This window comes from Paenibacillus sp. Z6-24, from assembly GCF_054161335.1.
Genome location: NZ_CP096398.1, coordinates 1,207,501 through 1,222,296, shown reverse-complemented (window position 1 = coordinate 1,222,296; position 14,796 = coordinate 1,207,501). Strand labels below are relative to the sequence as shown.

The following is a 14,796-nucleotide window of genomic DNA, read 5'->3' as shown; positions in this document are numbered from 1 at the left end:
TTATCCTTGGTCCAATGGGTTCATACAATCTGCCTGCGAACAAACCTTACCATCTGTCAGGCAATATGCGCAATACCATATTTCCTGACACAGCATTATCCGAGAAATGGAGGCTTAAATTCCCGGGTATCCGCACTCTCCATTTTCTTATAAGAAGACATCGTCAAATAATGCATCAGCTGATTCGGTTTCATCGACAAAATGTCATTGACCAGCTCATGCAGACGGGGCATGCCCTGCTTTTCATACTTGTTGTTCAGACAGTCCCAGAGTTCATCCGAGGTCAGCTGCTCATATCCCAGCATCCCAAATTCTTCTATTTTGCTCTGGCAGAGCGAGTCGATCAGTTCCGTCAATTCCGCATTGCTTAATTCTTCCATGTCCACCAGCTACCTTCCCGTTGCTTATCGCTTATTCATATTGGACTGCCGTCATTCCAGTCTTATGAACTGTACAGGTTACACATTCTTCAACTGTACCCTAATTCCTGCCAGCCGCCTAGTATAATACACATAATAATGGGGAAATTTCTGGTTACAGCAAAATCGCATACAGATACCATGATGCAATCCCTAACGAAATCAGTGTCAGCGGCAGACCTACTCGCAGAAATTCCAGATAACCCAGGCGCTGCTGACGGCGGTCTGCCATTGATGCAGCGATCAAGCCTGCAGCAGATCCCAGCAGTGTACCACTGCCTCCCACGCCTGCACCGATCGATAGTGCCCACCATAATGGATTAATGACTGCCGATGTGGAAGCATCCATCTGTACAGCTGTCTCTTGAACCATTGGAATCATGACTGCGATCCATGGCATATGATCCATCACGGCAGACAACAGACCAGTGATCCATAGCAGAATCAGTGCAATCCAGGACATGCTGCCGTTCGTCAGTTCGATCAGATAACGGGCCCCAGCCTGAATCCAGCCGGTCTCCATCAATCCGCCCGCCAGAACAAACAGCCCTGCAAAAAATAACAATGTATCCCATTCCAGATGACGCAGCACCGAAAATGGCTTTGCTCCCAGCGAGACGGCAGCCAGCAGCATAAGAACCGCTCCAGCGGCTGCAACCAGGGATAAACGCATATCCAGCCATGATCCGATAATCAAGCCTGCGATAACGAATACAAAGACCATTAAAACGACAAAAGCGAGTTTGCGATTCTCGATGGAACTCTTCATTTCCTGTTCCAGCTTTATTGTGCTTCCCGTATGCCAGGCAGTTCGGAAGCTTTTCCAGTACAACAGCGCGATCAGCAGCAGATTTACTGCCAGCAGAATCAGCATGAGAGGTCCCAGCACAGTCACAAAGGACACGAAGGTCAGTTGTGGATTGGCCGTACCGATCCACATATTGGCCGGATTGCCGATCAGAGTGGCCGTGCCGCCAATATTGCTTGTAATTACCGCTGCGATTAGAAAAGGAACCGGATTCATCTTCAAGAGGTTGGTTACCGTCAAGATCAGCGGTACCATTAGAATGATGATGGTAATATGATCCAGAAGCGCAGCTCCCAGAGCGGTCCACAGCATCAGAACAATAAAAATTACCAGCGGATTGCTGCGCGTCCATTTCAGACTGTGGACGGCGGCATAATGAACAAGACCGCTGCGGCTGATCACGCCTGTAATCACCAGCATACTCATCCAGAGCAGCAGTGTATCCCAGTTGATATGCATCGTGTAGGCATTTTCCCAATGAACCAGACCGAGCAGCAGGAACAGCACCGCTCCAATCACCGCAATCATCGCCCGGTTCATTTGATCCGTAATCCATACCGCATATATGATTAGAAAAATGATAATAGCCGCTGTTGGCTGCCATGTCAGCATTTCTAATATTTGCACAAGGCACATCCTTTCTTCATTTCTTTATCCGGCCCTGGTCCTGGTCCAAAAAGATCCTTGTCATAGGCTCGGTTCAATTCCCTATCATAATGAATTTTGTTCGGGATAGCAAAGCCTAACTACCAGCAGCAGCCATAAAAAAAGCAGACCTGCAGGCAGGTCCGCTCCTTATGAATAGATTATACTGAATCCGTTCCGAAATCAGCCGGATATCCTTAGACTTTGGCATCTGGTGCTGTGTCTTTGGCTGTCGAGTGGCTGATTGCCGAACGATCAAATGTCAGTTTGGTGACATCGTTTACACGAAGTACGACAATATCGTCTGTGATTTCAGTGATCGTACCGTGCAGACCACCGATAGTTACCACTTTGTCGCCTTTGCCGAGTGTGTTCAGCATCATGTTACGCTGCTTTTGTTTCTTTTGCTGAGGACGAATCAGCAGGAAATAGAATACAACAAACATCAATACAAATGGAACGATAGCTCCCAAAATTCCGGTACCGCCACCAGCGGCTGCTGCTACATTAAACATGGTATTGCCCCCTTTTTGATATAAACCGGAAACCGGAATTCCGGTTCCCGAAGTGTTTCCGTTTGTTGATCGGCAAAATATACAGCGATTATCCGGTGCATTATCCGATGTTCTTTATGATGTAAAGATTGGCTTAGAAGCCTTTATCATTATCATGCAGTCCATATTGCGTGAAGAATTCATCACGGAAATCAAGCAGACGGTCATCCATGATCGCCTGGCGTACATTTTTCATCAGGTTAAGCAGGAAGTGCAGATTGTGATACGTAGTCAGTCGCAGACCAAAAGTCTCGTCTGCTTTGATCAGGTGACGCAAATACGCGCGTGAATAATTGCGGCAAGTGTAGCAGTCGCAATTGGGATCAAGCGGTCCAAAGTCTCTGGCATACTTGGCATTACGTACAACAACACGGCCTTCGCTGGTCATTGTGGTACCATTACGTGCAATTCGTGTAGGAAGTACACAATCGAACATATCCACACCACGAATAGAGCCCTCGATCAGTGCATCGGGTGAACCAACGCCCATCAGATAACGAGGCTTGTTACCCGGCAAAAATGGCATTGTGTATTCGAGAGCTTCATACATTAAATGCTTGGGCTCCCCAACACTCAGTCCACCAATAGCATACCCCGGGAAATCCATCGAAGTCAAATCAAGTGCGCTCTGACGACGCAGGTCTTCATGCATACCGCCCTGCACAATCGCGAACAGTCCCTGGTCCTGTGGACGGGCATGACTATTCAGGCAACGCTCGGCCCAGCGGGTCGTGCGTTCAAGCGACTTCTTCACATAGTCATACTCTGCCGGATAGGGCGGACATTCATCAAATGCCATCATAATATCGGAACCGAGTGCATTTTGGATTTCCATAGCCACTTCCGGTGACAGGAACAGCTTGTCCCCGTTCAGATGAGAGCGGAAATGAACGCCCTCTTCGGTAATTTTGCGCATTTCACTAAGACTGAATACCTGGAAACCGCCGCTGTCTGTCAGAATTGGACGATCCCAGTTCATGAACTTGTGTAGTCCGCCTGCTTCCTTGATTAGATCATGGCCGGGACGCAGAAACAGATGGTACGTGTTGCTGAGAATGATGTGCGCATCCATTTCCTTGAGTTCTTCCGGGCTCATCGTTTTTACGGTCGCCTGGGTGCCTACAGGCATAAAAGCAGGTGTCTCAATCACACCATGCGGAGTATGAACCCGTCCAAGCCGGGCTCCTGACTGTTTACAGGTTTTGATATGTTCGTACGTTATAGGTCCAGACATAATATTTATTCTCATCCTTCTGGTGATTTAATAGGCAAAACAGATAGGACCGGCAGTACCGTTCCTGCGATCAACCGACATTTAATTATAACGGAGCAACCCCATCAAGCACAATATATGTTCATACTGATATATTTATTATTTACAGCCGTTCCTTCATTAATAAATGAACATTGCATCCCCAAAGCTGAAGAACCGGTATTCCTGTTCAATCGCCGCCTGATAGGCAGCCATAATATGCTCTCGTCCGGCGAGCGCACTTACGAGCATAACCAGCGTGGATTTGGGGAGATGGAAATTGGTAATCATCGCATCCACCAGTCCAAAAGTATGTCCCGGATAAATAAAGATCTGTGTCCATCCGCTTGCAGCTTCCAGCGGACGATCCTGAAAATCACGTGCCACCGTCTCCAGCGTACGCGCTGAAGTAGTACCTACCGCAATCACCCGGCCGCCGCGAGCCTTGGTCTCGTTCAGCAGTGTAGCAGTCTCGGCAGGCAGGGAGTAGTACTCTTCATGCATCACATGCTCTTCGACTGTCTCTGCACTCATCGGACGGAATGTTCCCAGACCGACATGCAGCGTCACAAAGCCGATTTGTACTCCTTTTGCCCGAATCTGATCCAGCAATTCTGTCGTGAAATGAAGACCGGCTGTAGGTGCAGCTGCAGAACCTTCATTTTTGGCATATACCGTCTGATAACGTTCACGATCGTCCAGCGTTTCCTTGATATAAGGAGGCAGCGGCATTTCTCCCAGACGGTCCAGAATCTCCTGGAAAATCCCTTCATACCGGAAGGATAACACGCGCATCCCCATATCGCCTTCTTCTTCGATCACCGCTTCCAGTTCATCGCTGAAATGAATGACCGCTCCGGCTTTGATCTTTTTGCCCGGCTTGACGAGCGCTTCCCAGCGATCACCTTCCAGCTGGGTCAGCAGCAGAACCTCTGCTTTAGCTCCAGTATCCTTTTTGGTTCCGAACAGACGCGCCGGGATTACCCGTGTATCGTTCAGAATCAATGTATCTCCCTCATTGAAATAGTTAATAATATCAGCAAAATGCTCATGCTGCACTTCACCGGTTACTTTATTCAGCGTCAACAGACGGGAAGCTGTCCGCTCTTTGAGAGGTACCTGCGCAATCAAATGCTCCGGCAGGTCAAAATCATACATATCCACTTTCATCTTCATTTATCCTTTCGTAATTACTGCACCTTTATAATAATGCTGTAAAATTTCTTTATAACCAAAACCCTTGTCAGCCATGCCTTTGGCGCCCCATTGCGACAGCCCCAGTCCATGGCCATTACCGCGTCCGGTGAATAGAAAGCCTCCCGGCTCGGTGACACGAGCGTTTCCGTCACCGTTCATAATGACGGTGGATGAAGTGCCTTTACCCTGTCCCGAGGCTCCCAGAATGACTACTCCTGCTGCAGGCAGTTCATTCTGACTGCTGCCAGCGCCGATTACCGTATATTTCTCGGTATGCACCACATCGAATAATGTACTTGGCAGACCATTCAGTGCCGAGCGGAACATATCCGGATACTTCACATTCACGACGTTTCCATTGACCTTAATCTCCGTCACACGCCCGGATGGGCCGCGTTCGCTGACCTGAATGGAAGTAATCGTAGATGGCAGACTGGATGTTGTTTTGCCTTTCAGGGCAGACAGCAGCTGGGCAGATGTATACGGACCACGGATCCATTCATAGCTATTGGATTCCGGTACGATTTCCAGCACAACCGCCTGATCTCCCGGATTCAGCTGGGCGACCGCTTTGACGCTGTTTTGTACGACCGGCAGTTCGCGTACATTGGTGTTTTTGGCAGTCACCGTCATATAATCCAATCCAGCCTCGGTCTGCTTGCCTGCAAGCTTGGCGTTATCTTCCCGGATATAGCCGGAATCCCCGTTATTCAGCAGCACATGATACCATTTTTTGAGATTGGCCTGTGCGGCTGCATCCCCATCGGATATGACGCTAACATAAGCATCTCCGCTGCCTTTCCATACTTCCGAATTATCGGCGCTCATCCCGCCGGCATTGGCGGAGAAAATGGTCTCCAGCACTTTGTTATTTTTCATGACCAGTTCGCCGGCCGTGTCATCTACCGCTTTGATAATACGTTTGTCCTCTGCACTGACTCCATTATAAGCCTGGCTGAGCGTACCATCGACCACATCTGCTATTTTAAACCGTGATGTTCCTTCTTGAAAGCGGGCATAACTGCGTGCCGCCACAGCCTGCGCTTTGAGCGCTTCTGCAGGCCAGGAAGCGGACACCTCGCCGCCCACGACGGAATAGAGGTAATCTTCCATCGGCAGTACATTAATCCAGGCGAGTTGTCCATTATAATTACTAATTTCAAAGTCGCCACGGTATGAACGGGCAGAACGTTCGGTGACCTGGGTGCCGGCATCGCTTCCTTTGAGCCGCATCACCGCTTTACTGCCGCTCACGATATAATGATCAACCGGGGAAGGGCCCGTAATGCTTGAAGTTACGTTTTGCCGGATGATCAGAGCCGACTCGGTGCTGCTTACGGTTGTCAAAGACACATCAGGCACTGCTGCTACGGCAGCAGCCTTTACAGCGCCAAGACCTGCACTATTCGCCTCCTCGCCTACCCATACATTATAAGTGAGCTGTCCACCACTATGCGTCAGAGCGATAAATGCGTCCAGTCCAGCATTTTGTACAGCCGCCAATGCAGATTGTGCCTGCGCTTCACTTCCATAACCGCCAGCAGACAGATGCATGCTGCCTTTAACAGTTGGAATCTGTCCGCTCAGTAGAGAGCGTACGGTTGAGCTTACACGAGAAGCTGCTGTGGCAGCATTCGCTTCGGTAGCATACATGCCGGTATACAGCTGATAGACCGTACTGCCGTTTTTGGAAGAAGTAAATACGATCGGTTTGTCGCTTGTGGGCTGCAGCAGCTTGATCCCTGCTGCAGCGGTAGAGAAATCGGAAGTTTCCAGTACTTTGACCCGATATCCATCAATGCCAAAGCTCGCTTGCTTCCCAATCCTCAGCCAGGAATCAAATGTCTTGCCGCTCATCTCTCCCAGCTCCAGCTCGCTTGCAGATTTCACATTCACGACGGGCACTATGGATGTATACGTACTACCACCATTAAAAAATATCCCGACCCGAACCTCATCATCTGCTGCTCCAGCCGCATAAGAAGGTGCCACATAACTGATCATAAGCACAGCAACGAGCGCAAGCACGCCAACTGTACGCACAGCCATTTTACGCAGCACCGAACCATAATTGCGGCTGTACTTGTGCTGATTTCCCATTTCAGTATTCCGTCTATAGAATTCTGAGGCGATACAAGACTGTACTTCTACCTGTTCCTGTATAAAGTCAGAATCATGACCAGTCTGCATAGGATAGTGACCTTTCGCCAAGCTATGCATATCCCACTGACAGTCTGGATGACTATGATTACCCTTGGGCGGCTCCTCCTGAGAACGTCTTTTCAGTACTGTAAATTTTGCCATCGCCATCTTCCTTTCCCTATGCTCTAAAAAGATCCCCGGATCATACGATAGGCTCTTCCTACACCATTCAATTTTCATCATACATTGACTGACTGTTATGAAATATCGACTAAATCTCATAACACATCGATGGGGAACCTGCTGGATCTCATCATACATCAATTGCATTTCATCACATTGATTAATATTCGTAACCTATCTTCGACGTTAGTGATAGATCCATTAGCCTTGTTGATACAGCAATTGACTATATTGATATCAAGCTGTCCAGCAAATGATCCGGCACGTATGAGCGCATAATATTTTAATTTTTTACACATTACTCATTATACGCAGGAACAACGTAAATGACTTGCTGACCGACCCAAATGATTGAATAGCTGCTTCTCAGATGCTTATAAAAGTCTGTTGAACAGACACAGACACCTACAGAACATAGATGCCAAACATTATAAAACCGCTCTATTACTACCTGAATGACCAAACATATATTGACGATACAATATACATTGACTATTCAAGTTTATACCGGTCGCACAACTATCCACTACTCACACAAACACAATAAAAAACCTGTCATTTATAGAAGATAAAACTCTATAAATAACAGGCTTGGCGCTATTCAGAGGCTCTATCTACATATCAGAGTCTCCATTATAACATGCCTTTTGTTTATTTACCCTTCAAGTCTTCAGGCATGGGTATACCCAGATGATTGTAAGCTTTTGGCGTAACGACACGACCACGCGGAGTTCGCTGCAGGAATCCAAGCTGCAGAAGATACGGCTCGTACACATCCTCGATCGTCTGGCCTTCTTCTCCAATAGTAGCTGCAATCGTATCCAGCCCTACCGGTCCACCACGGAAGCTATGAATCATGGCTTCCAGCATTTTGTGGTCAATCTGATCCAGTCCGCATGGATCAACCTGAAGCATATCAAGCGCTTCCGCAGCAATCTCCGGCGTAATGATCCCATCGCCACGTACCTGAGCATAATCCCGCACCCGTTTGAGCAGCCGGTTCGCAATCCGCGGTGTTCCTCTTCCCCGCAGAGCAATCTCCTCGGCAGCATCCCCCAGAATTTCTATTCCCAGAATATCCGCCCCACGGCTAACGATAAAGGTCAGTTCATCGACCGTATAAAACTCCAAGCGGCTGACTACACCAAATCGATCACGCAGCGGCGCAGACAGCAAACCTGCTCTGGTCGTTGCTCCGATCAGTGTAAATGGCGGAAGATCCAGTCTTACCGAACGCGCACTTGGTCCTTTTCCGATCATAATATCCAGTGCAGAATCTTCCATCGCCGGATACAGTACCTCTTCAACCGATCGGTTCAATCGGTGAATCTCATCAATAAACAGAACATCCCCATCCTGCAGATTGGTCAGCAGTGCTGCCAGATCGCCCGGACGCTCGATCGCAGGACCAGAAGTCGTACGCAGGTTAACACCCAGTTCATTGGCAATAATGTTGGCAAGTGTCGTTTTACCGAGTCCTGGCGGACCGTAGAGCAGCACATGATCCAGTGCCTCACCCCGCATCTTTGCCGCTTCAATATAAATTTTCAGGTTTTCCTTTACCCGGCTCTGACCGATGTACTCTGCCAGGTAACGGGGACGCAGACTGAGTTCCACCGCTTGGTCTTCCATCATCAAGTTAGCCGATATAATGCGGTCATCCGTCATCTTTATCGCTCCCCTCTCATTACATTTCGTGTCTCAATCTTCAAAGCGTATATTTATCCCAATTGTTACATCCAGTCCAATTCGCTATGTTATCCAGTATACAGCATTTTCAGTGCACGTTTCATTACGGAGTCGGCTGTATCTTCCGGGAATACTTCATGCTTCAGTGTTTGCCACATACGATCTAGCTCGGTCTCTGTGTAGCCAAGTGCTTTAAGCCCTTCACGAACTTCCGGCCATACATCTCCTGAAGCAGCCAGTGGAGATTCTGCCTGTGCAAATAGCCCTGTAGCGATAAGTGCGTCGCCAATACCATCCAGCTTGTCTTTGAGGTCCAGAATCATACGCTGAGCCGTTTTCTTGCCAATGCCGGGCAGTTTGGTCAGGAAAGTAATATTCTCCTGATAGATGGCTGTAATGACACCTTCCGGAGTGCCACCACTCAGAATCCCGAGAGCAACCCGTGGTCCGATACCCGAGACTTCAATCAATTTACGAAACAGCTTCTGTTCGTCACGACTCGGGAAACCAAAGAGCTGTATAGCATCTTCACGTACATGATGATGGATGTAGACCGTAATCTCTCCCGTATGCTTGGCCCAGGCGAATGGATTCGGACAAAACACCCGATATCCGACACCATTGATATCCATAACAATATATTCATTCTCCAGATGGACCAGAGGCCCGCGTAAATAATCAATCATTTTTTGAGTACCTCATTTAATTTAGAATTCAACACATAGGAATGGGCATGACAAACCGCAACAGCCAGTGCATCTGCGACATCATCCGGCTTTGGAATTTTTTGCAGGTTCAAAAACATCCGGACCATCTCCTGAACCTGTCTTTTCTCTGCTTTACCGTAGCCAACAATAGCTTGTTTGACCTGCATCGGTGTATATTCTCCGATAGGCAGTCCACGCTGTGCAGCCGCCAGTATGGAGACGCCCCGTGCCTGACTGACTGACATGGCTGTAGTCACATTACGACTAAAAAACAATTTCTCAAAAGCGACAGCGTCCGGCTTATACTTGTCGATCAACTGTATCATAGCTTCATATACATGCACTAGCCGTTCTTCATCCGGTGTATGAGCCTCGGTCTGAATACACCCATATTGAACCGGTGTCAGCTTGCTACCGTTTTTATCAATAAACCCGAACCCGACAATCGCGATTCCCGGGTCAATCCCCAAAATACGCAAACTTATCTCTCCCTTATTCTGCATTCTACCTCATTTATGAATTGCACATCTTTTATTTGTAATGAACTTCCTGCGTGCATATCCAGATCATCTGATAAGGTACACTTCAGCAGCACAGTAATCAGCGACTTACTGTTTCCTCATTTACAGTGGTTTAGTGTGGTTTAATGTGCTCTTGTTTGCTATGCTCTTGTTTATTTTCAAGAAAAATGTTCATGAAAATATCTAACTAATAACATGCTAACTAAATCGTTCTCTTCCGTTCATCATACTATATCATAAGCCAAATAGGCGAACATATGTATCATTTTTTTATTATAACAAAAACAAGTTCACTCAGGCTACGGAACTCATTAAATAAATGCAGTAATAAAAGGTGGCGCAACGAACTAATAAAAAACTCAATACCAGCAAAACTACAAAAAAATAAAAAAGCACCACTCTATAAGAGTGATGCTTTTGCATATCGGGATGACACGATTTGAACATGCGACCCCCTGGTCCCAAACCAGGTGCTCTACCAAGCTGAGCTACATCCCGATGATATGCCGGTGAAGGGACTCGAACCCCCACGGTTTCCCTCACGATTTTGAGTCGCGCGCGTCTGCCAATTCCGCCACACCGGCAAATATGTGGTCTTTCAAAATGATAAATGGCGCGCCCTAAGAGATTCGAACTCCTGACCTTTTGATTCGTAGTCAAACGCTCTATCCAGCTGAGCTAAGGGCGCATAAATGGAGCGGACGACGGGAATCGAACCCGCGACCCTCGCCTTGGCAAGGCGATGCTCTACCGCTGAGCCACGTCCGCAAACAAACTTGTAGTTCTACATACTGCATTACGTTGATAACCCAATTGATTATCAATTTTATTTCTCTCGTTAATCCACTAATGAATAACCAAGAAATAAATGGCGGAACCGACGGGATTTGAACCCGCGATCTCCTGCGTGACAGGCAGGCATGTTAACCCCTACACCACGGTTCCAAAACTATTGCGGGGACAGGATTTGAACCTGTGACCTTCGGGTTATGAGCCCGACGAGCTACCGGACTGCTCCACCCCGCGTCATCATGCAAAAAGTATCTATGGTGGAGACTGAGGGGATCGAACCCCCGACCCTCTGCTTGTAAGGCAGATGCTCTCCCAGCTGAGCTAAGTCTCCATAAATAATGACCCGTAGGGGATTCGAACCCCTGTTACCTCCGTGAAAGGGAGGTGTCTTAACCCCTTGACCAACGGGCCATAGTAACATGCATTATATGCTATACTAACATGTATTTGATTATCCAACAATATTTTTATTATACATACAGAGAAAATAATCATTCTGGCGGAGAGAGAGGGATTCGAACCCTCGAGACGCTTGTGACGCCTACACGATTTCCAATCGTGCTCCTTCGGCCAACTCGGACACCTCTCCATATGGCTCCCCGAACAGGACTCGAACCTGTGACAACTCGATTAACAGTCGAGTGCTCTACCAACTGAGCTATCAGGGAATAATACCCGCTCTCTTCGAGCGGAAGTCTTGCTTGTTTTCGCTTGGCAACGTCCTACTCTCCCAGGACCCTGCGGTCCAAGTACCATCGGCGCTGGAGGGCTTAACGGTCGTGTTCGGGATGGGTACGTGTGGAACCCCTCCGCCATCATCACCAAACGTCTTGCCTTGCAGGTGTTGATCACCTGAAAACTGAATCCGAAACGAAACTTCGCTGTTTTAGAAGCTTTTTGGATAAGCCCTCGACCGATTAGTATTGGTCAGCTCCATGCATTGCTGCACTTCCACCCCCAACCTATCTACCTCGTCGTCTTCAAGGGGTCTTACTAATTGGGAAATCTCATCTTGAGGGGGGCTTCACGCTTAGATGCTTTCAGCGCTTATCCCTTCCGCACGTAGCTACCCAGCGATGCTCCTGGCGGAACAACTGGTACACCAGCGGTGCGTCCATCCCGGTCCTCTCGTACTAAGGACAGCTCCTCTCAAATTTCCTACGCCCACGACAGATAGGGACCGAACTGTCTCACGACGTTCTGAACCCAGCTCGCGTACCGCTTTAATGGGCGAACAGCCCAACCCTTGGGACCTACTTCAGCCCCAGGATGCGATGAGCCGACATCGAGGTGCCAAACCTCCCCGTCGATGTGGACTCTTGGGGGAGATAAGCCTGTTATCCCCAGGGTAGCTTTTATCCGTTGAGCGATGGCCCTTCCATGCGGTACCACCGGATCACTAAGCCCGACTTTCGTCCCTGCTCGACTTGTAGGTCTCGCAGTCAAGCTCCCTTATGCCTTTACACTCTTCGAATGATTTCCAACCATTCTGAGGGAACCTTAGGGCGCCTCCGTTACATTTTAGGAGGCGACCGCCCCAGTCAAACTGCCCACCTGACACGGTCCCTGTACCGGATTACGGTACCAGGTTAGAACTCAGATGCGATCAGGGTGGTATCCCAACGGCGCCTCCAAGGAAGCTTGCGCTCCCTCTTCGTAGGCTCCCACCTATCCTGTACAAATCGCACCCCAGTTCAATATCAAGCTGCAGTAAAGCTCCATGGGGTCTTTCCGTCTTGTCGCGGGTAACCTGCATCTTCACAGGTATTAAAATTTCACCGGATCTCTCGTTGAGACAGCGCCCAAATCGTTACGCCATTCGTGCGGGTCAGAATTTACCTGACAAGGAATTTCGCTACCTTAGGACCGTTATAGTTACGGCCGCCGTTTACTGGGGCTTCGGTTCATAGCTTCGCTTGCGCTAACCACTCCCCTTAACCTTCCAGCACCGGGCAGGCGTCAGCCCGTATACTTCGCCTTGCGGCTTCGCACAGACCTGTGTTTTTGCTAAACAGTCGCTTGGGCCTTTTCACTGCGGCCCCCTCGTGCTATTCACACTACCGGGGCACCCCTTCTCCCGAAGTTACGGGGTCATTTTGCCGAGTTCCTTAACGAGAGTTCTTCCGCGCGCCTTAGAATTCTCTTCTCGCCCACCTGTGTCGGTTTGCGGTACGGGCACCTGCTTCCTGGCTAGAGGCTTTTCTTGGCAGTGTGAGATCATGACCTTCGCTACTGTAATTTTCGCTCCCCATCACAGCCTGGCCTTGGAGTGTGCGGATTTACCTACACACAAGCCTCACTGCTTGGACGGACATCCATCAGTCCGCGTCACTACCCTCCTGCGTCACCCCATTGCTCATAACGGCTTTCGGTGGTACAGGAATTTCAACCTGTTGTCCGTCGACTACGCCTTTCGGCCTCGCCTTAGGTCCCGACTTACCCTGAGAGGACGAGCCTTCCTCAGGAACCCTTGGGCTTTCGGCGGATCAGATTCTCACTGATCTTTTCGTTACTCATACCGGCATTCTCACTTGAATTCTGTCCAGCGCTCCTTACGGTACACCTTCAACCTAAATTCAACGCTCCCCTACCCCTGATACTAGTGTATCAAGCCATAGCTTCGGTGGTGTGTTTAGCCCCGTTACATTTTCGGCGCAGAGTCACTCGACCAGTGAGCTATTACGCACTCTTTCAATGGTGGCTGCTTCTAAGCCAACATCCTGGTTGTCTAAGCAACTCCACATCCTTTCCCACTTAACACACACTTGGGGACCTTAGCTGATGGTCTGGGCTGTTTCCCTTTTGACAATGGACCTTAGCACCCACTGTCTGACTCCCGGAATAAAGTCTGCGGCATTCGGAGTTTGACTGAACTTGGTAACCCTTGCGGGCCCCGCATCCAATCAGTGCTCTACCTCCGCGACTCACCTTCCGAGGCTAGCCCTAAAGCTATTTCGGGGAGAACCAGCTATCTCCGGGTTCGATTGGAATTTCTCCGCTACCCCCACCTCATCCCCGCACTTTTCAACGTGCGTGGGTTCGGACCTCCAGTACGTGTTACCGTACCTTCATCCTGGACAGGGGTAGATCACCCGGTTTCGGGTCTACGTCCACGTACTAATGTCGCCCTATTCAGACTCGCTTTCGCTGCGGCTCCGGCTTTTCACCTTAACCTTGCACGGGAACGTAACTCGCCGGTTCATTCTACAAAAGGCACGCCATCACCCCTATATCGGGCTCTGACTTTTTGTAAGCACACGGTTTCAGGTTCTATTTCACTCCCCTTCCGGGGTCCTTTTCACCTTTCCCTCACGGTACTGCTTCACTATCGGTCGCTAGGGAGTATTTAGCCTTACCAGATGGTCCTGGCAGATTCATACGGGGTTTCACGTGCCCCGCACTACTCGGGATCCGTCTCGGAGAGAACTGACTTTCAGCTACAGGGCTTTCACCTACTATGGCGGGCCTTTCCAGACCTCTTCACTTACCCAGTTCCTTTGTAACTCCAAAGAGACGTCCCACAACCCCAAGAAGCAAGCTTCTTGGTTTAGGCTGTTCCGCGTTCGCTCGCCGCTACTGACGGAATCACTCTTGTTTTCTCTTCCTGAGGGTACTTAGATGTTTCAGTTCCCCTCGTCTGCCTCTGCACATCCTATGTATTCAGATGTGAGTAACTGGAGATGAATCCAGCTGGGTTTCCCCATTCGGACATCCCCGGATCAATGCTTGCTTACAGCTCCCCGAGGCCTTATCGTTGTTCGCCACGTCCTTCGTCGGCTCCTAGCGCCTAGGCATCCACCGTGTGCTCTTAGTAGCTTAACCTAGTTGCTTTCCTAAGAAAGCAACGACTTCTTCTAGTCCAATCAAAAAGTGGTTTTTGCAAAGCA

General features: G+C 49.0%; 9 protein-coding genes, 10 tRNA genes and 2 rRNA genes. All 21 read right to left on the bottom strand.

All coding sequences use genetic code 11. The annotated features are described in order from the left end of the window. Positions 1–95: 95 nt before the first annotated feature. Positions 96–380, bottom strand: a complete 285-nt coding sequence (locus M1D61_RS05515; RefSeq protein ID WP_458121475.1) for a post-transcriptional regulator — start codon at positions 378–380, stop codon at positions 96–98. Positions 381–534: 154 nt separating this feature from the next. Beyond that, positions 535–1,854 carry an SLC13 family permease gene (locus M1D61_RS05510; RefSeq protein ID WP_458121474.1) on the bottom strand — a complete coding sequence of 440 codons (1,320 nt, stop codon included), beginning with the start codon at positions 1,852–1,854 and terminating at the stop codon, positions 535–537. A gap of 215 nt (positions 1,855–2,069) precedes the next feature. Then, positions 2,070–2,387: a preprotein translocase subunit YajC gene (gene yajC, locus M1D61_RS05505; RefSeq protein ID WP_458121473.1), complete on the bottom strand. Its 318-nt coding sequence runs from the start codon at positions 2,385–2,387 to the stop codon at positions 2,070–2,072. A gap of 133 nt (positions 2,388–2,520) precedes the next feature. Beyond that, a complete protein-coding gene (gene tgt, locus M1D61_RS05500) occupies positions 2,521–3,660 on the bottom strand; it encodes a tRNA guanosine(34) transglycosylase Tgt (RefSeq protein WP_046213381.1) in 1,140 nt (379 codons plus the stop codon). Positions 3,661–3,819: 159 nt separating this feature from the next. Further along, on the bottom strand, positions 3,820–4,848 hold the full coding sequence (queA, locus tag M1D61_RS05495; RefSeq protein WP_458121472.1) for a tRNA preQ1(34) S-adenosylmethionine ribosyltransferase-isomerase QueA: 1,029 nt from the start codon (positions 4,846–4,848) through the stop codon (positions 3,820–3,822). Positions 4,849–4,854: 6 nt separating this feature from the next. Then, a complete protein-coding gene (locus M1D61_RS05490) occupies positions 4,855–6,975 on the bottom strand; it encodes a SpoIID/LytB domain-containing protein (protein ID WP_458121471.1) in 2,121 nt (706 codons plus the stop codon). 876 nt (positions 6,976–7,851) lie between these two features. After that, positions 7,852–8,868, bottom strand: coding sequence for a Holliday junction branch migration DNA helicase RuvB (gene ruvB / locus M1D61_RS05485; RefSeq protein WP_458121470.1), 1,017 nt, complete (start codon positions 8,866–8,868; stop codon positions 7,852–7,854). A gap of 89 nt (positions 8,869–8,957) precedes the next feature. Further along, positions 8,958–9,575 carry a Holliday junction branch migration protein RuvA gene (ruvA, locus tag M1D61_RS05480; RefSeq protein ID WP_458121469.1) on the bottom strand — a complete coding sequence of 206 codons (618 nt, stop codon included), beginning with the start codon at positions 9,573–9,575 and terminating at the stop codon, positions 8,958–8,960. After that, positions 9,572–10,075, bottom strand: coding sequence for a crossover junction endodeoxyribonuclease RuvC (gene ruvC, locus M1D61_RS05475; protein WP_458121468.1), 504 nt, complete (start codon positions 10,073–10,075; stop codon positions 9,572–9,574). Before ruvC ends, ruvA begins: the two co-directional genes overlap by 4 nt. A 466-nt stretch (positions 10,076–10,541) precedes the next feature. Beyond that, a tRNA-Pro gene (locus M1D61_RS05470) sits at positions 10,542–10,615 on the bottom strand. Positions 10,616–10,621: 6 nt separating this feature from the next. Then, positions 10,622–10,701, bottom strand: a tRNA-Leu gene (locus M1D61_RS05465). Positions 10,702–10,728: 27 nt separating this feature from the next. Continuing rightward, positions 10,729–10,805 (bottom strand) — tRNA-Arg (locus M1D61_RS05460). A gap of 5 nt (positions 10,806–10,810) precedes the next feature. Further along, a tRNA-Gly gene (locus M1D61_RS05455) sits at positions 10,811–10,885 on the bottom strand. A gap of 101 nt (positions 10,886–10,986) precedes the next feature. Continuing rightward, positions 10,987–11,062: transfer RNA gene (locus M1D61_RS05450), tRNA-Asp, on the bottom strand. A 7-nt stretch (positions 11,063–11,069) separates the two neighbouring features. Continuing rightward, positions 11,070–11,143, bottom strand: a tRNA-Met gene (locus tag M1D61_RS05445). A gap of 21 nt (positions 11,144–11,164) precedes the next feature. Then, positions 11,165–11,240: transfer RNA gene (locus M1D61_RS05440), tRNA-Val, on the bottom strand. A gap of 8 nt (positions 11,241–11,248) precedes the next feature. Further along, a tRNA-Glu gene (locus M1D61_RS05435) sits at positions 11,249–11,320 on the bottom strand. Positions 11,321–11,406: 86 nt separating this feature from the next. Continuing rightward, positions 11,407–11,498 (bottom strand) — tRNA-Ser (locus M1D61_RS05430). A 3-nt stretch (positions 11,499–11,501) separates the two neighbouring features. Continuing rightward, positions 11,502–11,577: transfer RNA gene (locus tag M1D61_RS05425), tRNA-Asn, on the bottom strand. A 41-nt stretch (positions 11,578–11,618) separates the two neighbouring features. Continuing rightward, positions 11,619–11,735 (bottom strand): 5S ribosomal RNA (gene rrf, locus M1D61_RS05420). Positions 11,736–11,806: 71 nt separating this feature from the next. Beyond that, positions 11,807–14,731, bottom strand: a 23S ribosomal RNA gene (locus tag M1D61_RS05415). Positions 14,732–14,796: the final 65 nt, after the last annotated feature.